Source organism: Microcoleus sp. AT8-A3 (assembly GCF_036705675.1).
Classification (GTDB): Bacteria; Cyanobacteriota; Cyanobacteriia; order Cyanobacteriales; family Microcoleaceae; genus Microcoleus.
The window spans coordinates 1-14,170 of the sequence record NZ_JAUBVD010000027.1; the positions used below are offsets into that span (position 1 = coordinate 1).

Consider the following 14,170-nt stretch of genomic DNA (forward strand, 5'->3'; position numbering starts at 1 on the left):
CTGTTAACAACTGTTCCCCGACTGAAGCCAATAAAATGCAGCGGTGAATTGAAAATTGCTCCTTGTTTTGCCGTGCTGTTTTCATCGATAAACAGTTGGTCTAATTGCACGAGAGAAGTAAAGAAAGCATCTGCCACTGCTTCGCTAAAACCTGAATCAGGAGCTGCCGATTCATTATTGTTCGACCAGTCATTCAGCAGCACTAACGGTTGATTGTTGTCAAGGTATGGAGCTATGTAACTCTCCAACTTGGTGAGATAGTCGGCGTCGTCTTCTGGATTCTCACCTGCTGGGAAATCTGGCGCAACCGCTCCATATTTGGTGACAGGAACCCAATAACCAGTAGCGAGGTCGTACCTCATCATCAAACCGTTATCTTCAGCACCTGCATTGGCAATACTATTGCCCAGTTGGTAAAACTCTGAAGGAATTCCAGGGTTATCAAAAAAGGGAGGACTAAAGGGAGGTTTGAAGCCATGAGTCAGCACAGTTACGCTGGGGAAGACATCATTACCATCATCGGGCTCGGTCAATATTGGCGTCCAAAAATCGCCAAACTCTATGTTCCGGCTGCCATTTTTATTCCAAGCTTCAACAGCCCAATTGTACTCCTGACCCGCTGTCAAAGTGAGGTTGTCAGGTAGCGTGAAGCTGGTATTTGTACCTTCAATAAATGTTTGCCCGCCATCCAAAGTCCACTTGCCAATGCCGTTGTCACCTCTTTGCCAAGTTGCAGTTAGAATTCGGTTGGGGTTGAAGTCGTTCTCTTGGCTGCGGTAAAAAGAAGTATTCCAAGGTTTTGTCAGTAAATCCAACTGTTCTGGTTTGCTCAATCCTTGGTTGAAAAGAAACTCGTTGCCATTCGGGTCTGGTAAATCGACAACTTCATCCCACGGTAGCAGTCCTTCACCTTCATCGAATACGCTGAGGAAGAGGTTAACTTCTTCTACATTTTCATTGGGCAATTCGTCAAATTCCCATTCAAAAGTCGGAGTCAAGTCATTTATTGTATTCTCACCTGGCCCAGTTAAATCCAACCAATCCAGCGGTGTCGCCGCCAAACCGCGAGAGTTAGTCGCAGAAACAGGAGCTCGCTTGCTACCAGGCGGCACGCCGTAAGTATACTGGTTGTTTGCATCAATCAGAATCTGGAAGTCAGCAGCAATACTAACCGCTGGGTTAATATTATCAATGGGCACTGTGGAAAGGTCAGCAACCGTAGCATTTCGTGCCGTAGTGCTGTCGAACAAAGGCAGCCCGACACCCCGACCTTTAGCATCAATTTGAAATTGAGCGGGGTTTGTCACTGTTTTCACGAATTCTTCAGTGTCAAAGACATACACCTTCCCATTAGCACCGCTCAAATTGGGATAGGAAGCATAGAGGTACTTGCTATCACTTGAAAGCGCTAAATCAGTAGCAAATCCGTCGGGAATTGGTCGAGTTGCTGCTACTAATTGCGGATTCGTCAGCGGGTCTTTGATAATGCCGATATTGCTCCCGGCCCGGGGGTCTCCATCCACGCTGGGCAATTCCTGACCGAAAAATTTCGCGTCCGCATTGCGACCCACAACAAACGCATAGCTAGCATCCGGTAAAACCGTTACCGAAACTCCCTCATTCACATCGAAGTAATCAAAGTCGGAACCCAACCCTAAATTTGTATAGCGAGTAGTAGCAGCAAAACTTACCGGGTCATTATTAGTAATATCCAGTACCCCAAATCCTTTGCTATCTTTCCCGCTGTTTGTAAACGTCATCTTCAGCGGATAGACCGTAGAAGCTAATCCTTCTACGCCTTCATCGGCTGTTATATTTCCGATTAATTGATTCCACTTTTGAGGGTTCTGACTGGGGTCGCTGGGTCGGTCTTTGGGGTCAATATTCACAACGTAAATCTGGCTGTTCAAACCGTTCGGTGCGGTAACAAATAGCTTCTTTCCGTCGCTGCTAATTGCCATCTGTCGCAAACCGCTAGGTGCTGCACCAACTGTGATAGTTTGGGTAACTTGGTGATACTTGGATGAGAACGGGTTGATATCGAGAACGTAGATGGAATTGCCGCCAGCTTTGCCGTCAGCAATGTAAGCGTATTGGTCGCGAGAATCAAGTACAATTGAACGAGGCGTTGCACCGCTAGGCAAATCGATCGGGTTTAAGCCAGCTACATCCGCTTTAGTATCTACCTGCTGTCGGGTTATCGGATCGACTAAAGCGACTCTACCGGAAGCTTCCAGCGGGACGTACACGCGAGAACCGTCGCTAGTTACAGTCAAATCTCTGGCTCTATCTAGTCGATCGTCCGTACCTACAGCAATGTTACCAATTAGCAAGTCGCTGCTGTTCGTTATCGCCACAACAGATTCGGGGTCGGAACCGTTGAGTACGGCGATTCTATCCGCTGTCCACTGGGCCCCAAAAACATATTCTGTATCGTTTTCAATCCGGTAGGAATTGCTGTTGTAGAGAATTTCTGTTGCTGGTTCTGCCGGATTTGAACTGACTTTTTCGTTCTGTTTGCGACTGAGGACAATTCGCGAATCGCCCAAGGGTACGGTGTCGGGAACTCTGACAGCTACTTCAAATTTATTGTCTGCTAATTCGCGACTGAGGTTGGTTAGTATTGTGCCTTCGTAAGCTTGGTCACCAACATAAAATTTTACCACTAAATCGCTAAATTGGCTACCTTTGGGGTCGCCAAAGTTGTCTGCTAAAACGTTGCTTCCCGTCAGAAACAAAACTGGTAGATTGTTCTCAAAAGGTTGATTGTTTGCGTCTTTGAATTTGACTTCGGCACTTTCAATCAGTGGAGGATTTTTGGGATTTGCCGCATTTGGAGCGAGTTGAGATGCGCGTCTTTCCGCAAAAATACCCTCTTTACCGAAGTAGTCGATTTGTCTTTCGTTTACAGGTTCGCCAGTGAGAGTATCGAGTTCAAGAGATTTTTTTACGGGGGGGGGTAAAACTGAAATCCTTTAATTTGGGGCTAAAATTGATGGATTTGGAGGAGATTGCGGTGTCTTCGGGGTTATTGTTAAAACTGTCTGGAAGTCCGGGGAGTGCTGGCTCTGGGGTAGGGCTGCTAAGGGCTTGAGGATTGAGTAAGTTTGCGGTATTTAGGTCGAATTCAGGTATTAAGGTCGTTTCACCAATAGGGAACGGCTCTTGACTGTTGAAGGGCGATTTATTGGAAAATTTCATTAAGATGCGAACAAGCGATACAGTAACTTGTTGTGATTCTTAGTATCTCACCATAAGAAAATTGTTTTTGTCAAGCTGTTGAGGCAGAAATGTGGATTTTTGTTATAAAACTTTACATTGTGTTCTAGATTCCCAGTACGATCGCCCTTAATGCCGCAAATACAATTTCTCTAATATCGCGATCGAACTTCCAGTAGCATAATTAAGAACGAGAAACTAAAGAACGGACGTAAAAAGACACCGCTCCAATTATGTAAAAAGCATTCACCAAAATCAACAATACTTTACCAGCATAAGAATTAACAAAACCAAAAACCCGGAAAGTTGACAGCAGCACTAACAACATTTCAACCACAGAAACAATTGACCCGTAGTGCTTTCTATCCCAATAAGAAAACGGACTGATAAAACGGTAATTGCTGAACGGAAAAAAGTGGCGGTGAGCGTCGTCATTGTGGACAGGCAAATCTCCCAGAGAGTGTAGTATCATGCTGATAAACAAAATTTGCACGCTTTGCCACCCAAAGTAATAAGCAATTAGCCAACCAATAACCGCAAGGGGAATTGAATGAAACAGAGCCACAATATTTTGTACAAAAGGCTCATAATATGCTTTTGACCAAATTGTAGCTTCGGGCAAGCGAGCAATGTATTTCGCCCAAAAGTAAAATAAAAATATTGGGATGTCGGGTAAGATTCCGCCGATCGCAATAATGAGATTAGCTTGCGGCAGTTGCGGTTTGCCGAGAATTGCCAGATTGATAATAGCGTGGCTGGGAGTCTTCATCAGTAGGGTGCGTCAACTAGGATTATCTTATTCATAATGAATCAGATATGGGCTGACACACCCTACGTGTGAGATAATTGACTCCGGTTACAAGAAAGGTTGCACTCGATCGATCAACTGCGCCGCTTGCATCACTCCCTCAATGCGATCGACCTCAGCGCCATTTTTGAACAACACCAAAGTCGGCAAAGCATAAATGTGATGCTGCGACGCCAACTGTTCGTACTTATCGGTGTCAATTTTGACAACCATCAGCTTGTCTTTCATCTGACCACTCACTTGCTCCAAAATCGGTGCCATCATCTGACAAGGCCCGCACCAAGTAGCGTAAAAATCTACCAACACCGGCAAGTCAGAGCCCGATAGTAACTCTTCAAAACTGCTGAACTGTTTTTGAACTGCCATAAGACAAAATAATTTTTTGGGTTCTGGCTCGATTTTAGTGCAAAATTCTCTGGTAGATTGCGAGGATACAATTATGGAACTATTACCAGAGACTTTTCAGAGATTGCGGGGTCAAGTTGCTGTCGTGACCGGTGCGTCGCGGGGAATCGGCCGCGCCGTTGCTTTAACCCTAGCAGCAGAGGGCGCTAAAGTCGCCGTCAACTATGCGAGTTCGAGTGCGGCTGCTGATGAGGTGGTAGCAGAAATAGTCGCTGCTGGAGGAGAAGCTGTCGCACTTGCAGCAGATGTCTCGAAAACTGAGCAAGTAGATTTACTCACCAGTAATGTCATGGAAAAATGGGGACGGATTGACATTTTGGTGAACAATGCGGGCATTACTCGCGATACTTTGCTGCTGCGGATGAAGTTGGAAGATTGGCAAGCGGTGATTGATTTGAATTTAACTGGCGTGTTTTTGTGTGCGAAAGCTGCCAGTAAAATCATGCTGAAACAGCGAAGCGGCCGAATTATTAATATTGCTTCGGTTGCTGGACAAATGGGCAATCCGGGACAAGCTAATTACAGTGCGGCAAAGGCTGGGGTAATTGGATTTACTAAAACTGTGGCGAAAGAGTTGGCGAGTCGCGGGATTACTGTGAATGCAGTTGCACCGGGTTTTATCACTACAGATATGACTAAGGATGTCAAGTCTGATGAGATTTTGAAGTATATTCCGCTGGGGAGATATGGGGAAGTTGAGGAAGTTGCGGGGATGGTGAAGTTTTTGGCGGCAGATGCGGCGGCTGCTTATATAACTGGGCAGGTTTTTAATGTGGATGGGGGGATGGTGATGGCTTAGATTTGGGGATTTTTTTAACCGCAGATATCGCACAGGCATGATGCCTAGATATCGCACAGGCAAGATGCCTGTGCCACGATGAAGGCGGATATCTGCGGTTAATAATTACTTTAAGGCGGCACGCAACTGACGGAGGACTTTTTGGTATTTTGCAATGCGTTGAAAATCTGCCTCTGTCGGATTGGCGATGCGACGAATATCTAGGTTATGAGTAACATCAGCGATTTTGACTCGCAGTGCGATCGGGTTTGCAATCACACGTTCTAAATAAGCTGCATAAGCTTCTCCTTTTATTTTGGTAATTGCGGCGATCGCCTTTACTATAAATTCAGGAAAACCTTCGCTTCTGAGTTGGTCGAGTGTAAGTTCAGAATCTTCGACCGCATCGTGTAGAACCGCTACGATTTTCTGGTCTAGAGAATTTACATTTTCCATCACAAATAGGGGATGATATAGATAGGGCTTGCCTGCCTTATCAACCTGTCCATCATGAGCTTTGGCGGCGATCGCGATCGCGCGTTGTAGTAATGATTCGTACTCTGAATTCGTAGTTGACAGCATCGTAAAGAAGTTCTCTATTATAGTTTCATCCCCCTAGCGGGGAAAAGCTAAGCAGTCGGAAATAAATAGAACTTACGCAAGAGAGGATTTTTTTCACTGTCTATCTATGGTGTAAGCTACGCACTCTGCACCCTACATACACAGGTTATTTGATTTTAAATATTCTTGCAACAATTTCCAAGCCATTTGAGTCCCCTCCCCTGCATTGACTTTCTCGAAATCGACATCTTTTCTCAAAACTACAAAACCCACACCTTCTTGAATTTCAATTTTTTCAATATTGCTAACTTTTGCCAAAAATAGGTGATTTTTTTGGATAAATTCGGGATTCTTGTTTTTTATGTAAAGAAAAGTTGTGATAAATTCAACTTTGCAATCGCTTTTTATGCTAGTTTCTTCCTCCAGTTCTCGCACTGCTGCTTGCTGTGGACTTTCTCCAATGTCCACGCCACCACCAAAAGTAGAAAGCATTCCTTGGCTTGCAATACCTGGAATATTATCTCGCATTTGTGCGACGATCTGACCGTTCGGGAGCATTATAAAAATGCGGACAATTGAATTGGGAATATTCATATTATTGAGGAAATAACCAAACTCCAAAAAGTTGCTCTATAGTTTTTTGATGTGACTCCAAATTTTCCTAATCCAATTGTACGCCACAGCATACAAAGCCAACAATTTATTGACAAAACTTTGCCAAATAGAACCTTCCCTTACCTCAGAAACTTCTTCGATTTCCACGGGCAGCGGCGGCATCCCGACTACTTCATACAGCGGATATTCGCCACTTTTCCCCGGAATTGGCACGGATACGCGCCGATCGACGATCGCCAATTCTTTCACTTCCTGATAAGTCTCCTCGGAAATCAGTAAACTTGTTCCTACTTGCTTATTAGCCGCCTCGATCCGGCTGGCCAAATTCACCGCATCCCCGATCGCCGTAACTGTCTGACTCTTCGACGCCCCCAAATTCCCCACAACCACCCAGCCGCAGTGAATGCCAATCCCAATCCGCAACCGGTGACGGTATAAAGTCTCAAAATAGGGATTGAGTTTCTCTAGTTCCTCCAGCATCTCCACCCCAGCCCTCACTGCTTGTTGGGCCGCCTTGTCTGAATTTTCCAACCCAAACAGCGCCATAAAACCATCTCCCATGTAATTATTAATCATCCCGCCGTTGCGGTTGATAACATAACCCATTTTTTGGAAATAGCGATTTAAAACATAAATTATATCGTAGGGCAACAGCGATTCTGCAAACGCAGTAAACCCTCGAATATCGGCAAACAAAATTGCAATTTTCTTCTCTTGACCCACAGGATTAGAAATCAACTTTCCGACCATTTCGTCGTTAAATGATTCCAAGTCTTCAGAATCGATCGCCAGTCGGCGCAAAATCACCCTGCCGCCCGCAACCTGTGTCTGACAAGCTAGCCTAATTTCCGGTTCTAGGCGCAATTTTTTGGCAAGTTCCTCTTCCGGCGAAGTGCGGGGAGAACAAAATTCCAAACCTTCGACAATCAATACCCGGCAAGTCGAACATCGGGCGCTACCGCCGCAGATGTGGGTGTGGGGAATGTCGGCACGCAGGGAAGCTTCGAGAATTATATCGTCGTCGTCTATCTCGATCGTGCGATCGTCCGGCAGATAGTGAATCTGTGGCATATATGGCGCGTCTAGCTAATTAGCGAGAAATCTCGCGGACATCTGTTATTGCAGTGAACCTGTATGCAAACCCGGTTTCTGGGCATTTTTTCTGTATCCCTGATACCTTAACTATAAGTCGCGATCGGCACTTGCTTCTCGTTTCCTCACCTCAAGCGCCCAACTGACCACGAATTTCTTCATGTGGTACCCGCCACGTGATTTATCTCGCGCAAATCAATCCCAAATCGAAAATCGAAAATCCTCAAGAAAGAGCATTTATCCGTGGGGTCGCCTCTAAAATCTAAAATCTAAAATCTAAAATCGATTGACACCAGTTTAAAAAAAGAATGCAACTCTAGGCAAGAGTCCAACTCTTAGCTCATCATTCATTTTCAATTCTAATATCTAAAATGGTATAACTGAACACTAAAATTTTAATCTCAGCGTAAAAATACCCCAATTCAAGCTCTGGAGTTAATCTCAAATCTCAAATCTCAAATCTCAAATAGACTGACATAATTCTTAATAAAATTAAGATCACCCAAAGCCAGATAAATCCGTTATCAAATCCCCTTCAAGCGCCATATGTTTTTAGGATTTTGGGATGTTTTGCTGTGCAAACCTGACTTGACAATAGTTTCAGCTTTTTGGATCTCTAACAACCAGCTAATTTTCGTGAGATAGAATAGCAGCATCTTTAAAACCAATATAACCATGACTTCATCAACAGTCCTACAAAGCATCGAAAAACACATTCCCATCGTGGGAGATGTACATAGCAAAAGTCCGATCGCCTACGGAGCAACCCGCCTCGCAGTCAGTGCAGTTAACACGGTGCAAATGGCAGTAGCAGAGTCTTACATCAACGGATTAGAAGTCGCAGATTCAGTATTGCGATCGCTTTTTGATACCTGTATGCCCGTCTTTTTTAAGCATTTCCCCTCCCTGCTTGCACCCTACGAATGGGTACTAACAGAAACAGACCATACAGCCGAAGGGCCGCGGGATTTAATGAAGATTCAGTACGACTTACCTCAAGCAATGCTGAATCCGATGTTAGGCGATGGAAAACTTATTTATCCTAAATACAGCATGGGATTGTGGGAAAAAGGAGCAGCCAACCTTGAACAAGCGCAAATGCAGATGATTGATGATGTGATTGAGAAGCTAGAGATTCAAGATGGCGACAATATTTTAGACTTTGGTTGCGGCTGGGGTTGCGTTCCCAATTACATTCTTTCCAAATTCCCCAATGTCCAGTCTACTGGCATTAACCTCAGCCACCACCAATGCGAGTATATGCGTCAGAAGATGCAAGAGCCCGAAAGCTACCTTAGTTCAGGTCGATTTACCCTATATGAAGGCGATTTTAACGACGCCAACTTCGAGACCAAATTTGACAAAATTCTCTCCATCGGAGTTTTTGAGCATATAGGCAATTTAACGAAAGCTTTCCAAAAGCTAGAATCTTTCCTGAAGGATAACGGCAAAGTTTTCATTCACATCATCACAGTTCGCACTCCCAACAATATATCCAGCGTTTTCACCCACAAATACATTTTTCCCCACGGCCGTTACTGGAAATATGATGCAATTCCCAGCCACAACAAAGACCTCAAGACCATTAAAAGATGGTATCTCAACGGATACAATTACTCCACAACGTTTGCTAACTGGTTGAAAAACTTTGACGATTCTCAGGAAATAGTCAAAGATTTGGACTACGGCATCGACTCTGCCAAATTTCGCCGCATCTGGCGGTTTTACTTGATTTGGTTTGTGTCTAATTTCGCGAGTTGCGAGGGCGAATATAACGGCAACGGTCAATATTTAATGGTTCGTGCCTAACCGCTAATGAGTAGACTCAGCTCAAAAAACCGAACTCCCCGAACCCCGACATCTCAAAGAAGTCGGGGTTCTTGAGTGCGAGCTACTTATCGGGAGGATGAAACCTTTCAACATAGATTTAGGGCGATCGAGAAGTGTTGCCTTCTTTTGAGGAATTTTTCTGAGCTTTAAAAAATCCGGAATAAGATTATCGATCGGTGAATAAGACCTATATCAAGCGTGAGCCTGCACAATACTTTTTAAATTCCATCCTCGATCGGTAGTGATGATCTCCGATATTTTACTACAAAAAGAGAGTTGATTTATACAATGGTAGACAATATGAAACCTTCTCTTCCTCAAGACGACCCGAACCAAAAACAGCGTCGCGATTCCTTGAATCGGCAGCAACAAGCTTATCAGTTTGACTTTGAGAGTTTATCACCTTTGGCATTATTGAAAGATGTGCCACCAGTCGAGAACTTTTCGAGCAAGTATATTGGAGAGCGGATACTAGCAACATCGGAACTTCCAGGAAATATGCTGGCGGCCGATTCGAGAAGTTTTCTCGATCCTCTCGACGAGCTCCAAGACTATGAAGATTTCTTTACTCTGCTGCCGCTACCTGCTGTTGCCAAAATCTACCAAACCGATCGCTCTTTTGCAGAACAGCGCCTGTCTGGAGCAAATCCGATGGTGCTTCGTTTGTTAGATGCCGGCGATCCTCGGGCGCAAACACTGGGACAAATTTCCAGCTTTCACCCATTATTCGATCTGGGCCAAGAGTTGCAACAAAAAAACATTTACATTGCCGATTATACGGGTAGCGACCAACACTATCGCGCGCCTTCAAAAATAGGAGGTGGCAGCTATGAAAAAGGCAGAAAATTCTTGCCGAAACCGCGAGCTTTTTTCGCTTGGCGGTGGACGGGAATCCGCGATCGCGGTGAACTGGTGCCGATCGCCATTCAACTAGATCCGACCCCAAATAGCCATCTTTACACCCCGTTCGATCCTCCTGTGGATTGGCTGTTTGCGAAACTCTGCGTGCAAGTAGCAGATGCCAATCACCACGAAATGAGCTCGCATTTAGGTCGAACTCATTTGGTGATGGAACCAATCGCGATCGTCACCGCCCGACAGTTGGCTAAAAATCACCCCCTTAGCCTGCTGCTGAAACCGCACTTTCGGTTTATGTTGACTAACAACGAGCTGGCGCGTTCTTATTTGATCGCTCCGGGCGGGCCAGTCGATGACTTGCTAAGCGGTAGCTTGCCAGAGACAATGGAAATAGCTAGAGAGGCTTGCAGTAACTGGAGTCTGGATCAATTTGCCTTCCCAACTGAACTGAAAAATCGGGAAATGGACGATCCAAATCAACTGCCTCACTACCCTTACCGAGATGATGGATTGCTACTGTGGAATGCGATCGAAACCTTTGTCTCCGGCTATCTCAAACACTTTTACCCGACGAAAGAGGCGATCGCAGAAGATGTGGAACTGCAAACCTGGGCACAAGAATTAGCCTCTGATAACGGCGGTAAAGTCAAAGGAATGCCCAGCAAAATCGACACAGTTGAACAATTAATTAAAATTGTCACAACTGTAATTTTCACCTGCGGCCCGCAGCATTCAGCCGTCAATTTTCCCCAGTACGAATACATGGCTTTTGCCGCCAATATGCCCTTGGCAGCCTACCGGGACATTCCCAAAATTACCGCTTCTGGCAATCTCGAAGTGATTACAGAAAAGGATATTTTACGGTTGCTTCCTCCGTACAAACGAGCGGCTGAGCAACTGAAAACTATGTTTATTTTGTCAGCTTATCGATATGACCGTTTGGGTTATTACGATAAATCTTTCCGAGAACTCTACCGGATGAGCTTCGACGAAGTTTTTGCGGGAACCCCGATCCAACTTTTAGCCAGACAGTTCCAGCAAAATTTGAATATGGCAGAACAAAGGATTGATGCTAACAATCAAAAACGAGTCATTCCTTATTTTGCTCTCAAGCCTTCGTTGGTGCTAAATAGCATCAGTATGTAGGAGTGTATTTTTGGGGCAGGCGAGACGCCCAACCCCTACTCCCCACAATAAAATTCATTCTTGGTGGAACAGGCACAAAAGCCTGTTCTTCAGCATAATTCAAGATGTGAGTTACAATGCGAATTCTCAGCTTTTATAGTCTTCAACAATCGAGCAATTCACGGCCATTGTACCCGCAGAATCTGTGAATGTGACTTCATCTTGATAATGCCGTGGTGTTTGCATCAGCAACCGCCAAGCTTCTCCAGCATCGATTAAATTCATGCGTCCGGGATAGTGAATTTGCAACAACTCTTGCACCATCGGATAATAGTCTGAGTTGATGCTGGGGAAAATATGATGCTCTGTGTGGTAAGAAAAATTCAAGTGCAGCAGGTCAAATATTTTAGGAACCCGCACAGAAGCACTGTTGATCAGCGGGTCATTAATCGCGGTCATCCGGCAACCCATATGGTTGGTATAGATGTAAAACATTGCGCCTGCATGACCAATTGCGATCGGCAAAAAGTACGCAAGGGCGATTTTGAGCGGATGAAAATTTAGGTAGAATAAAATGCTCGCATGAATTCCTAAAATTCCCAGACATTCAAATGCGATTGTCAATCTATCTTTAGGACTAACTGTAAAGGCAGCCGGTACGTAATCAACAGATTTATCGTTAAATAACAGCACCGAGGTGAGATTGCGGAAATTATGCACTAACCACGAACCCGCCATCCCTACAATTAACCACACCGGATTTACTTCTACCGACGGGACAAACAGATTTTGAATCCATTTTCCCCAAGTATCTGGTTGCTGGTACAGATAGTTGCGATCGGGGTCTGCCACAGAATTCGTGTTATTGTGATGTACGAGGTTGTGCAGATTTTTCCACTGAGTAGGCGGCATAAACAGCATACTTAGTCCCAAAAAGGCGATCGGATAAGTGAGGCGCGACTTTTTCTGAACGCTACCGTGCATCAAATCGTGGGAGCTAAATAGCAAAACTATGATACTATTGCCCATGATGACGGCTAAAGGTAAGTACAGCCCTAAAAGATAGACAGGCCAGCGATCGAGATTAGCAGCAATTCCCCATCCCAGCAATAAAATAGCAGCGTTGATGAATAGTATTGCTAACTTGCTAGGCTCTGGTTCAAAGGCATCTGATGGCAGCAGCGGACGCAATTTTTTAACATATACCGAGTGGTGAATTAGCGTTTCTTTGCCTAAAGTCGGCGTTGCGGTATTGTCTAGAGTATTGAGTGTTTTTTCGGATTTCATGTGATAGCTAAGAGTATTTTCATGTGAGTTAATAAGTTTCTAAATTTAATTAGATCCCGTACCCGATTTTAGATTGAACCCACACATAAATCCGGCGGCTTATTGTTAGGATGCGGAGATTTTATCTGTCTCCACTGCGGCTATCCGGGAGCTTGTGATCAAATTGCTTTAGATCAAGGCTGCCTGATTGTTCTACCAAGATATTATTGTATCCTATAAAAAGATTTTTGGAACAACTATTAAAGGCTTACGCATCGATAATAGTCTCCCATTTTTTGAGTTTGGTTTAATCTCAATAACCAATTCTAAATAACCTATAAGATTAAAAAAGTCCGTTTCCCTGAACAATTTCTTTAATTGTCGTCAGCGTATCTAACCCGATCAATCCTCGACGATAACCTTTTTGGTTGGACATTCCCAAAAATATCGCATCTCCCCGATTTTGATAGCGCCAAAACCGAGGTGAGGCATTAATAAAAGTTGAGGCGCTGTTAACATCCAGAGCAAATTGGCGACTTTCTAAGTAAGATTCAGTGGCAATACAGTCAGCGTGACCGCTGCTGTAGCGGTTGATCCAGCCGATCGCAATCTCTAAACTATCGACAACTTTAAACGCGATGGTTTTGTTTAAATACGGTTGAGTCCACTCGTATGTTTCCGCCAGCTTCAACTCTGGGAAATCTGCGACGAGATCCGCATCGCCGCTAATTTGAAAGCCTTTTTCTTTTAAACTGTTCCACAGCCTGACTAAGGAAGAAGGCTTTTGGTTGCGATCGATGAGCACTTTCTCGATCGCATTAACAGGATCGGGCACGCTTTGATGGCTGTCCAAAATCATCCACCTTGCCATCTCCAAACTACCAGTCGGCGACCAATAAAGGTAACAATTTCCCATTGCCGACCTCAAAACTGGTGCTGTGCACAGCCTTACCACCTGCTGCACCAAACTTGGTCTACCGTAGGGAATAATTAAATTGAGATATTGGTCTTGAGTGACCAATTCTCGGATCGAAGCGCCCCGATCAGGCGGCAGTATCTGCAAACATCCCGATGGCAAACCTACCTCATCGATCGCCGACACCAAAGCTTCCCCAATTACAGCATTAGTTTGCCAGCTTTCGCTGCCGCCTTTTAGAATCAAACTGTTAGCGCTTTTGAGAGACAAACCCGCGGCGATCGCCCCCAACTCTGGAAACGCCTCGTAAATTAGAGCGATCGCCCCCAGTGGTAGCGACTGACAGTAAACCTGACAGCGATCGACCTGATAAGAAGCATTGATCACCCTGCCGATCGGATCTGGCATTTCCCCCAACCGTTCCAGAATTTGCACAGTTGTCTTGATCCGTTCCGGCGTCAGCTTCAGCCACTCCACAATCAATTCGGGAATCGCCATGTCCCGACTCGCTTCTAAATCCAGAGTATTTGCTTCTAAAATGTCATTTTGTCTGCGTTTCAGCGAGCCCGCCATCGCCTGCAAAGCTGCAGCGCGATCGGCACTCTTTGTCGCCGCCAACTCCAAAGAAGCTTGATAAGCGCGACGCGCGACATTTGCGGCATCTGATGAATGGGTAAAATCCTCTATTATCATCTAG

General features: G+C 44.9%; 11 protein-coding genes. 3 read left to right on the forward strand and 8 right to left on the reverse strand.

Annotated features, from left to right (window positions below):
• The 3 genes from QUB51_RS16880 to trxA form a co-directional block, all read right to left on the reverse strand.
• The coding region (locus tag QUB51_RS16880) for a YncE family protein (RefSeq protein WP_445299473.1) at positions 1-2,738 on the reverse strand (2,738 nt) is incomplete at its 3' end.
• Positions 2,739-3,403: 665 nt separating this feature from the next.
• Positions 3,404-3,988 (reverse strand): hypothetical protein, encoded by a 585-nt coding sequence (locus QUB51_RS16885; RefSeq protein ID WP_333056550.1) that lies wholly within the window; start codon positions 3,986-3,988, stop codon positions 3,404-3,406.
• A gap of 87 nt (positions 3,989-4,075) precedes the next feature.
• On the reverse strand, positions 4,076-4,393 hold the full coding sequence (trxA, locus tag QUB51_RS16890; protein ID WP_333056552.1) for a thioredoxin: 318 nt from the start codon (positions 4,391-4,393) through the stop codon (positions 4,076-4,078).
• A gap of 73 nt (positions 4,394-4,466) precedes the next feature.
• Here trxA and fabG point away from each other — a divergent pair, with 73 nt between their 5' ends.
• On the forward strand, positions 4,467-5,231 hold the full coding sequence (gene fabG / locus QUB51_RS16895) for a 3-oxoacyl-[acyl-carrier-protein] reductase (protein ID WP_172188962.1): 765 nt from the start codon (positions 4,467-4,469) through the stop codon (positions 5,229-5,231).
• A gap of 105 nt (positions 5,232-5,336) precedes the next feature.
• Here fabG and QUB51_RS16900 read toward each other — a convergent pair whose 3' ends face one another.
• The 3 genes from QUB51_RS16900 to QUB51_RS16910 all read right to left on the reverse strand — a co-directional run bounded on the left by QUB51_RS16900 (position 5,337) and on the right by QUB51_RS16910 (position 7,457).
• Positions 5,337-5,792, reverse strand: a complete 456-nt coding sequence (locus QUB51_RS16900) for a GTP pyrophosphokinase (RefSeq protein WP_333264258.1) — start codon at positions 5,790-5,792, stop codon at positions 5,337-5,339.
• Positions 5,793-5,924: 132 nt separating this feature from the next.
• Positions 5,925-6,365, reverse strand: coding sequence for an NUDIX hydrolase (locus QUB51_RS16905; RefSeq protein WP_333264255.1), 441 nt, complete (start codon positions 6,363-6,365; stop codon positions 5,925-5,927).
• A 36-nt stretch (positions 6,366-6,401) separates the two neighbouring features.
• Positions 6,402-7,457 (reverse strand): adenylate/guanylate cyclase domain-containing protein, encoded by a 1,056-nt coding sequence (locus QUB51_RS16910; protein WP_333056555.1) that lies wholly within the window; start codon positions 7,455-7,457, stop codon positions 6,402-6,404.
• A 696-nt stretch (positions 7,458-8,153) separates the two neighbouring features.
• Here QUB51_RS16910 and QUB51_RS16915 point away from each other — a divergent pair.
• Positions 8,154-9,287, forward strand: a complete 1,134-nt coding sequence (locus QUB51_RS16915; protein WP_333211955.1) for a class I SAM-dependent methyltransferase — start codon at positions 8,154-8,156, stop codon at positions 9,285-9,287.
• Positions 9,288-9,608: 321 nt separating this feature from the next.
• Positions 9,609-11,312: a lipoxygenase family protein gene (locus tag QUB51_RS16920; protein ID WP_333056557.1), complete on the forward strand. Its 1,704-nt coding sequence runs from the start codon at positions 9,609-9,611 to the stop codon at positions 11,310-11,312.
• 126 nt (positions 11,313-11,438) lie between these two features.
• Here QUB51_RS16920 and QUB51_RS16925 read toward each other — a convergent pair whose 3' ends face one another.
• Both QUB51_RS16925 and QUB51_RS16930 read right to left on the reverse strand, forming a co-directional pair.
• The gene (locus QUB51_RS16925) at positions 11,439-12,578 is read right to left on the reverse strand and encodes a fatty acid desaturase (RefSeq protein WP_333211957.1); all 1,140 of its coding nucleotides are present in this window, start codon (positions 12,576-12,578) and stop codon (positions 11,439-11,441) included.
• Between the two features lie 322 nt (positions 12,579-12,900).
• Positions 12,901-14,166, reverse strand: a complete 1,266-nt coding sequence (locus QUB51_RS16930) for a glutamate-5-semialdehyde dehydrogenase (protein ID WP_333211959.1) — start codon at positions 14,164-14,166, stop codon at positions 12,901-12,903.
• Positions 14,167-14,170 lie beyond the last annotated feature (4 nt).

What these genes read in the sequence shown, in the direction of transcription:
- QUB51_RS16885 (WP_333056550.1), bottom strand. Translation starts at nt 3,988, where the DNA reads ATGAAGACTCCCAGCCACGCTATTATCAATCTGGCAATTCTCGGCAAA.
- trxA (WP_333056552.1), bottom strand. Translation starts at nt 4,393, where the DNA reads ATGGCAGTTCAAAAACAGTTCAGCAGTTTTGAAGAGTTACTATCGGGC.
- fabG (WP_172188962.1), top strand. Translation starts at nt 4,467, where the DNA reads ATGGAACTATTACCAGAGACTTTTCAGAGATTGCGGGGTCAAGTTGCT.
- QUB51_RS16900 (WP_333264258.1), bottom strand. Translation starts at nt 5,792, where the DNA reads ATGCTGTCAACTACGAATTCAGAGTACGAATCATTACTACAACGCGCG.
- QUB51_RS16905 (WP_333264255.1), bottom strand. Translation starts at nt 6,365, where the DNA reads ATGAATATTCCCAATTCAATTGTCCGCATTTTTATAATGCTCCCGAAC.
- QUB51_RS16910 (WP_333056555.1), bottom strand. Translation starts at nt 7,457, where the DNA reads ATGCCACAGATTCACTATCTGCCGGACGATCGCACGATCGAGATAGAC.
- QUB51_RS16915 (WP_333211955.1), top strand. Translation starts at nt 8,154, where the DNA reads ATGACTTCATCAACAGTCCTACAAAGCATCGAAAAACACATTCCCATC.
- QUB51_RS16920 (WP_333056557.1), top strand. Translation starts at nt 9,609, where the DNA reads ATGAAACCTTCTCTTCCTCAAGACGACCCGAACCAAAAACAGCGTCGC.
- QUB51_RS16925 (WP_333211957.1), bottom strand. Translation starts at nt 12,578, where the DNA reads ATGAAATCCGAAAAAACACTCAATACTCTAGACAATACCGCAACGCCG.
- QUB51_RS16930 (WP_333211959.1), bottom strand. Translation starts at nt 14,166, where the DNA reads ATGATAATAGAGGATTTTACCCATTCATCAGATGCCGCAAATGTCGCG.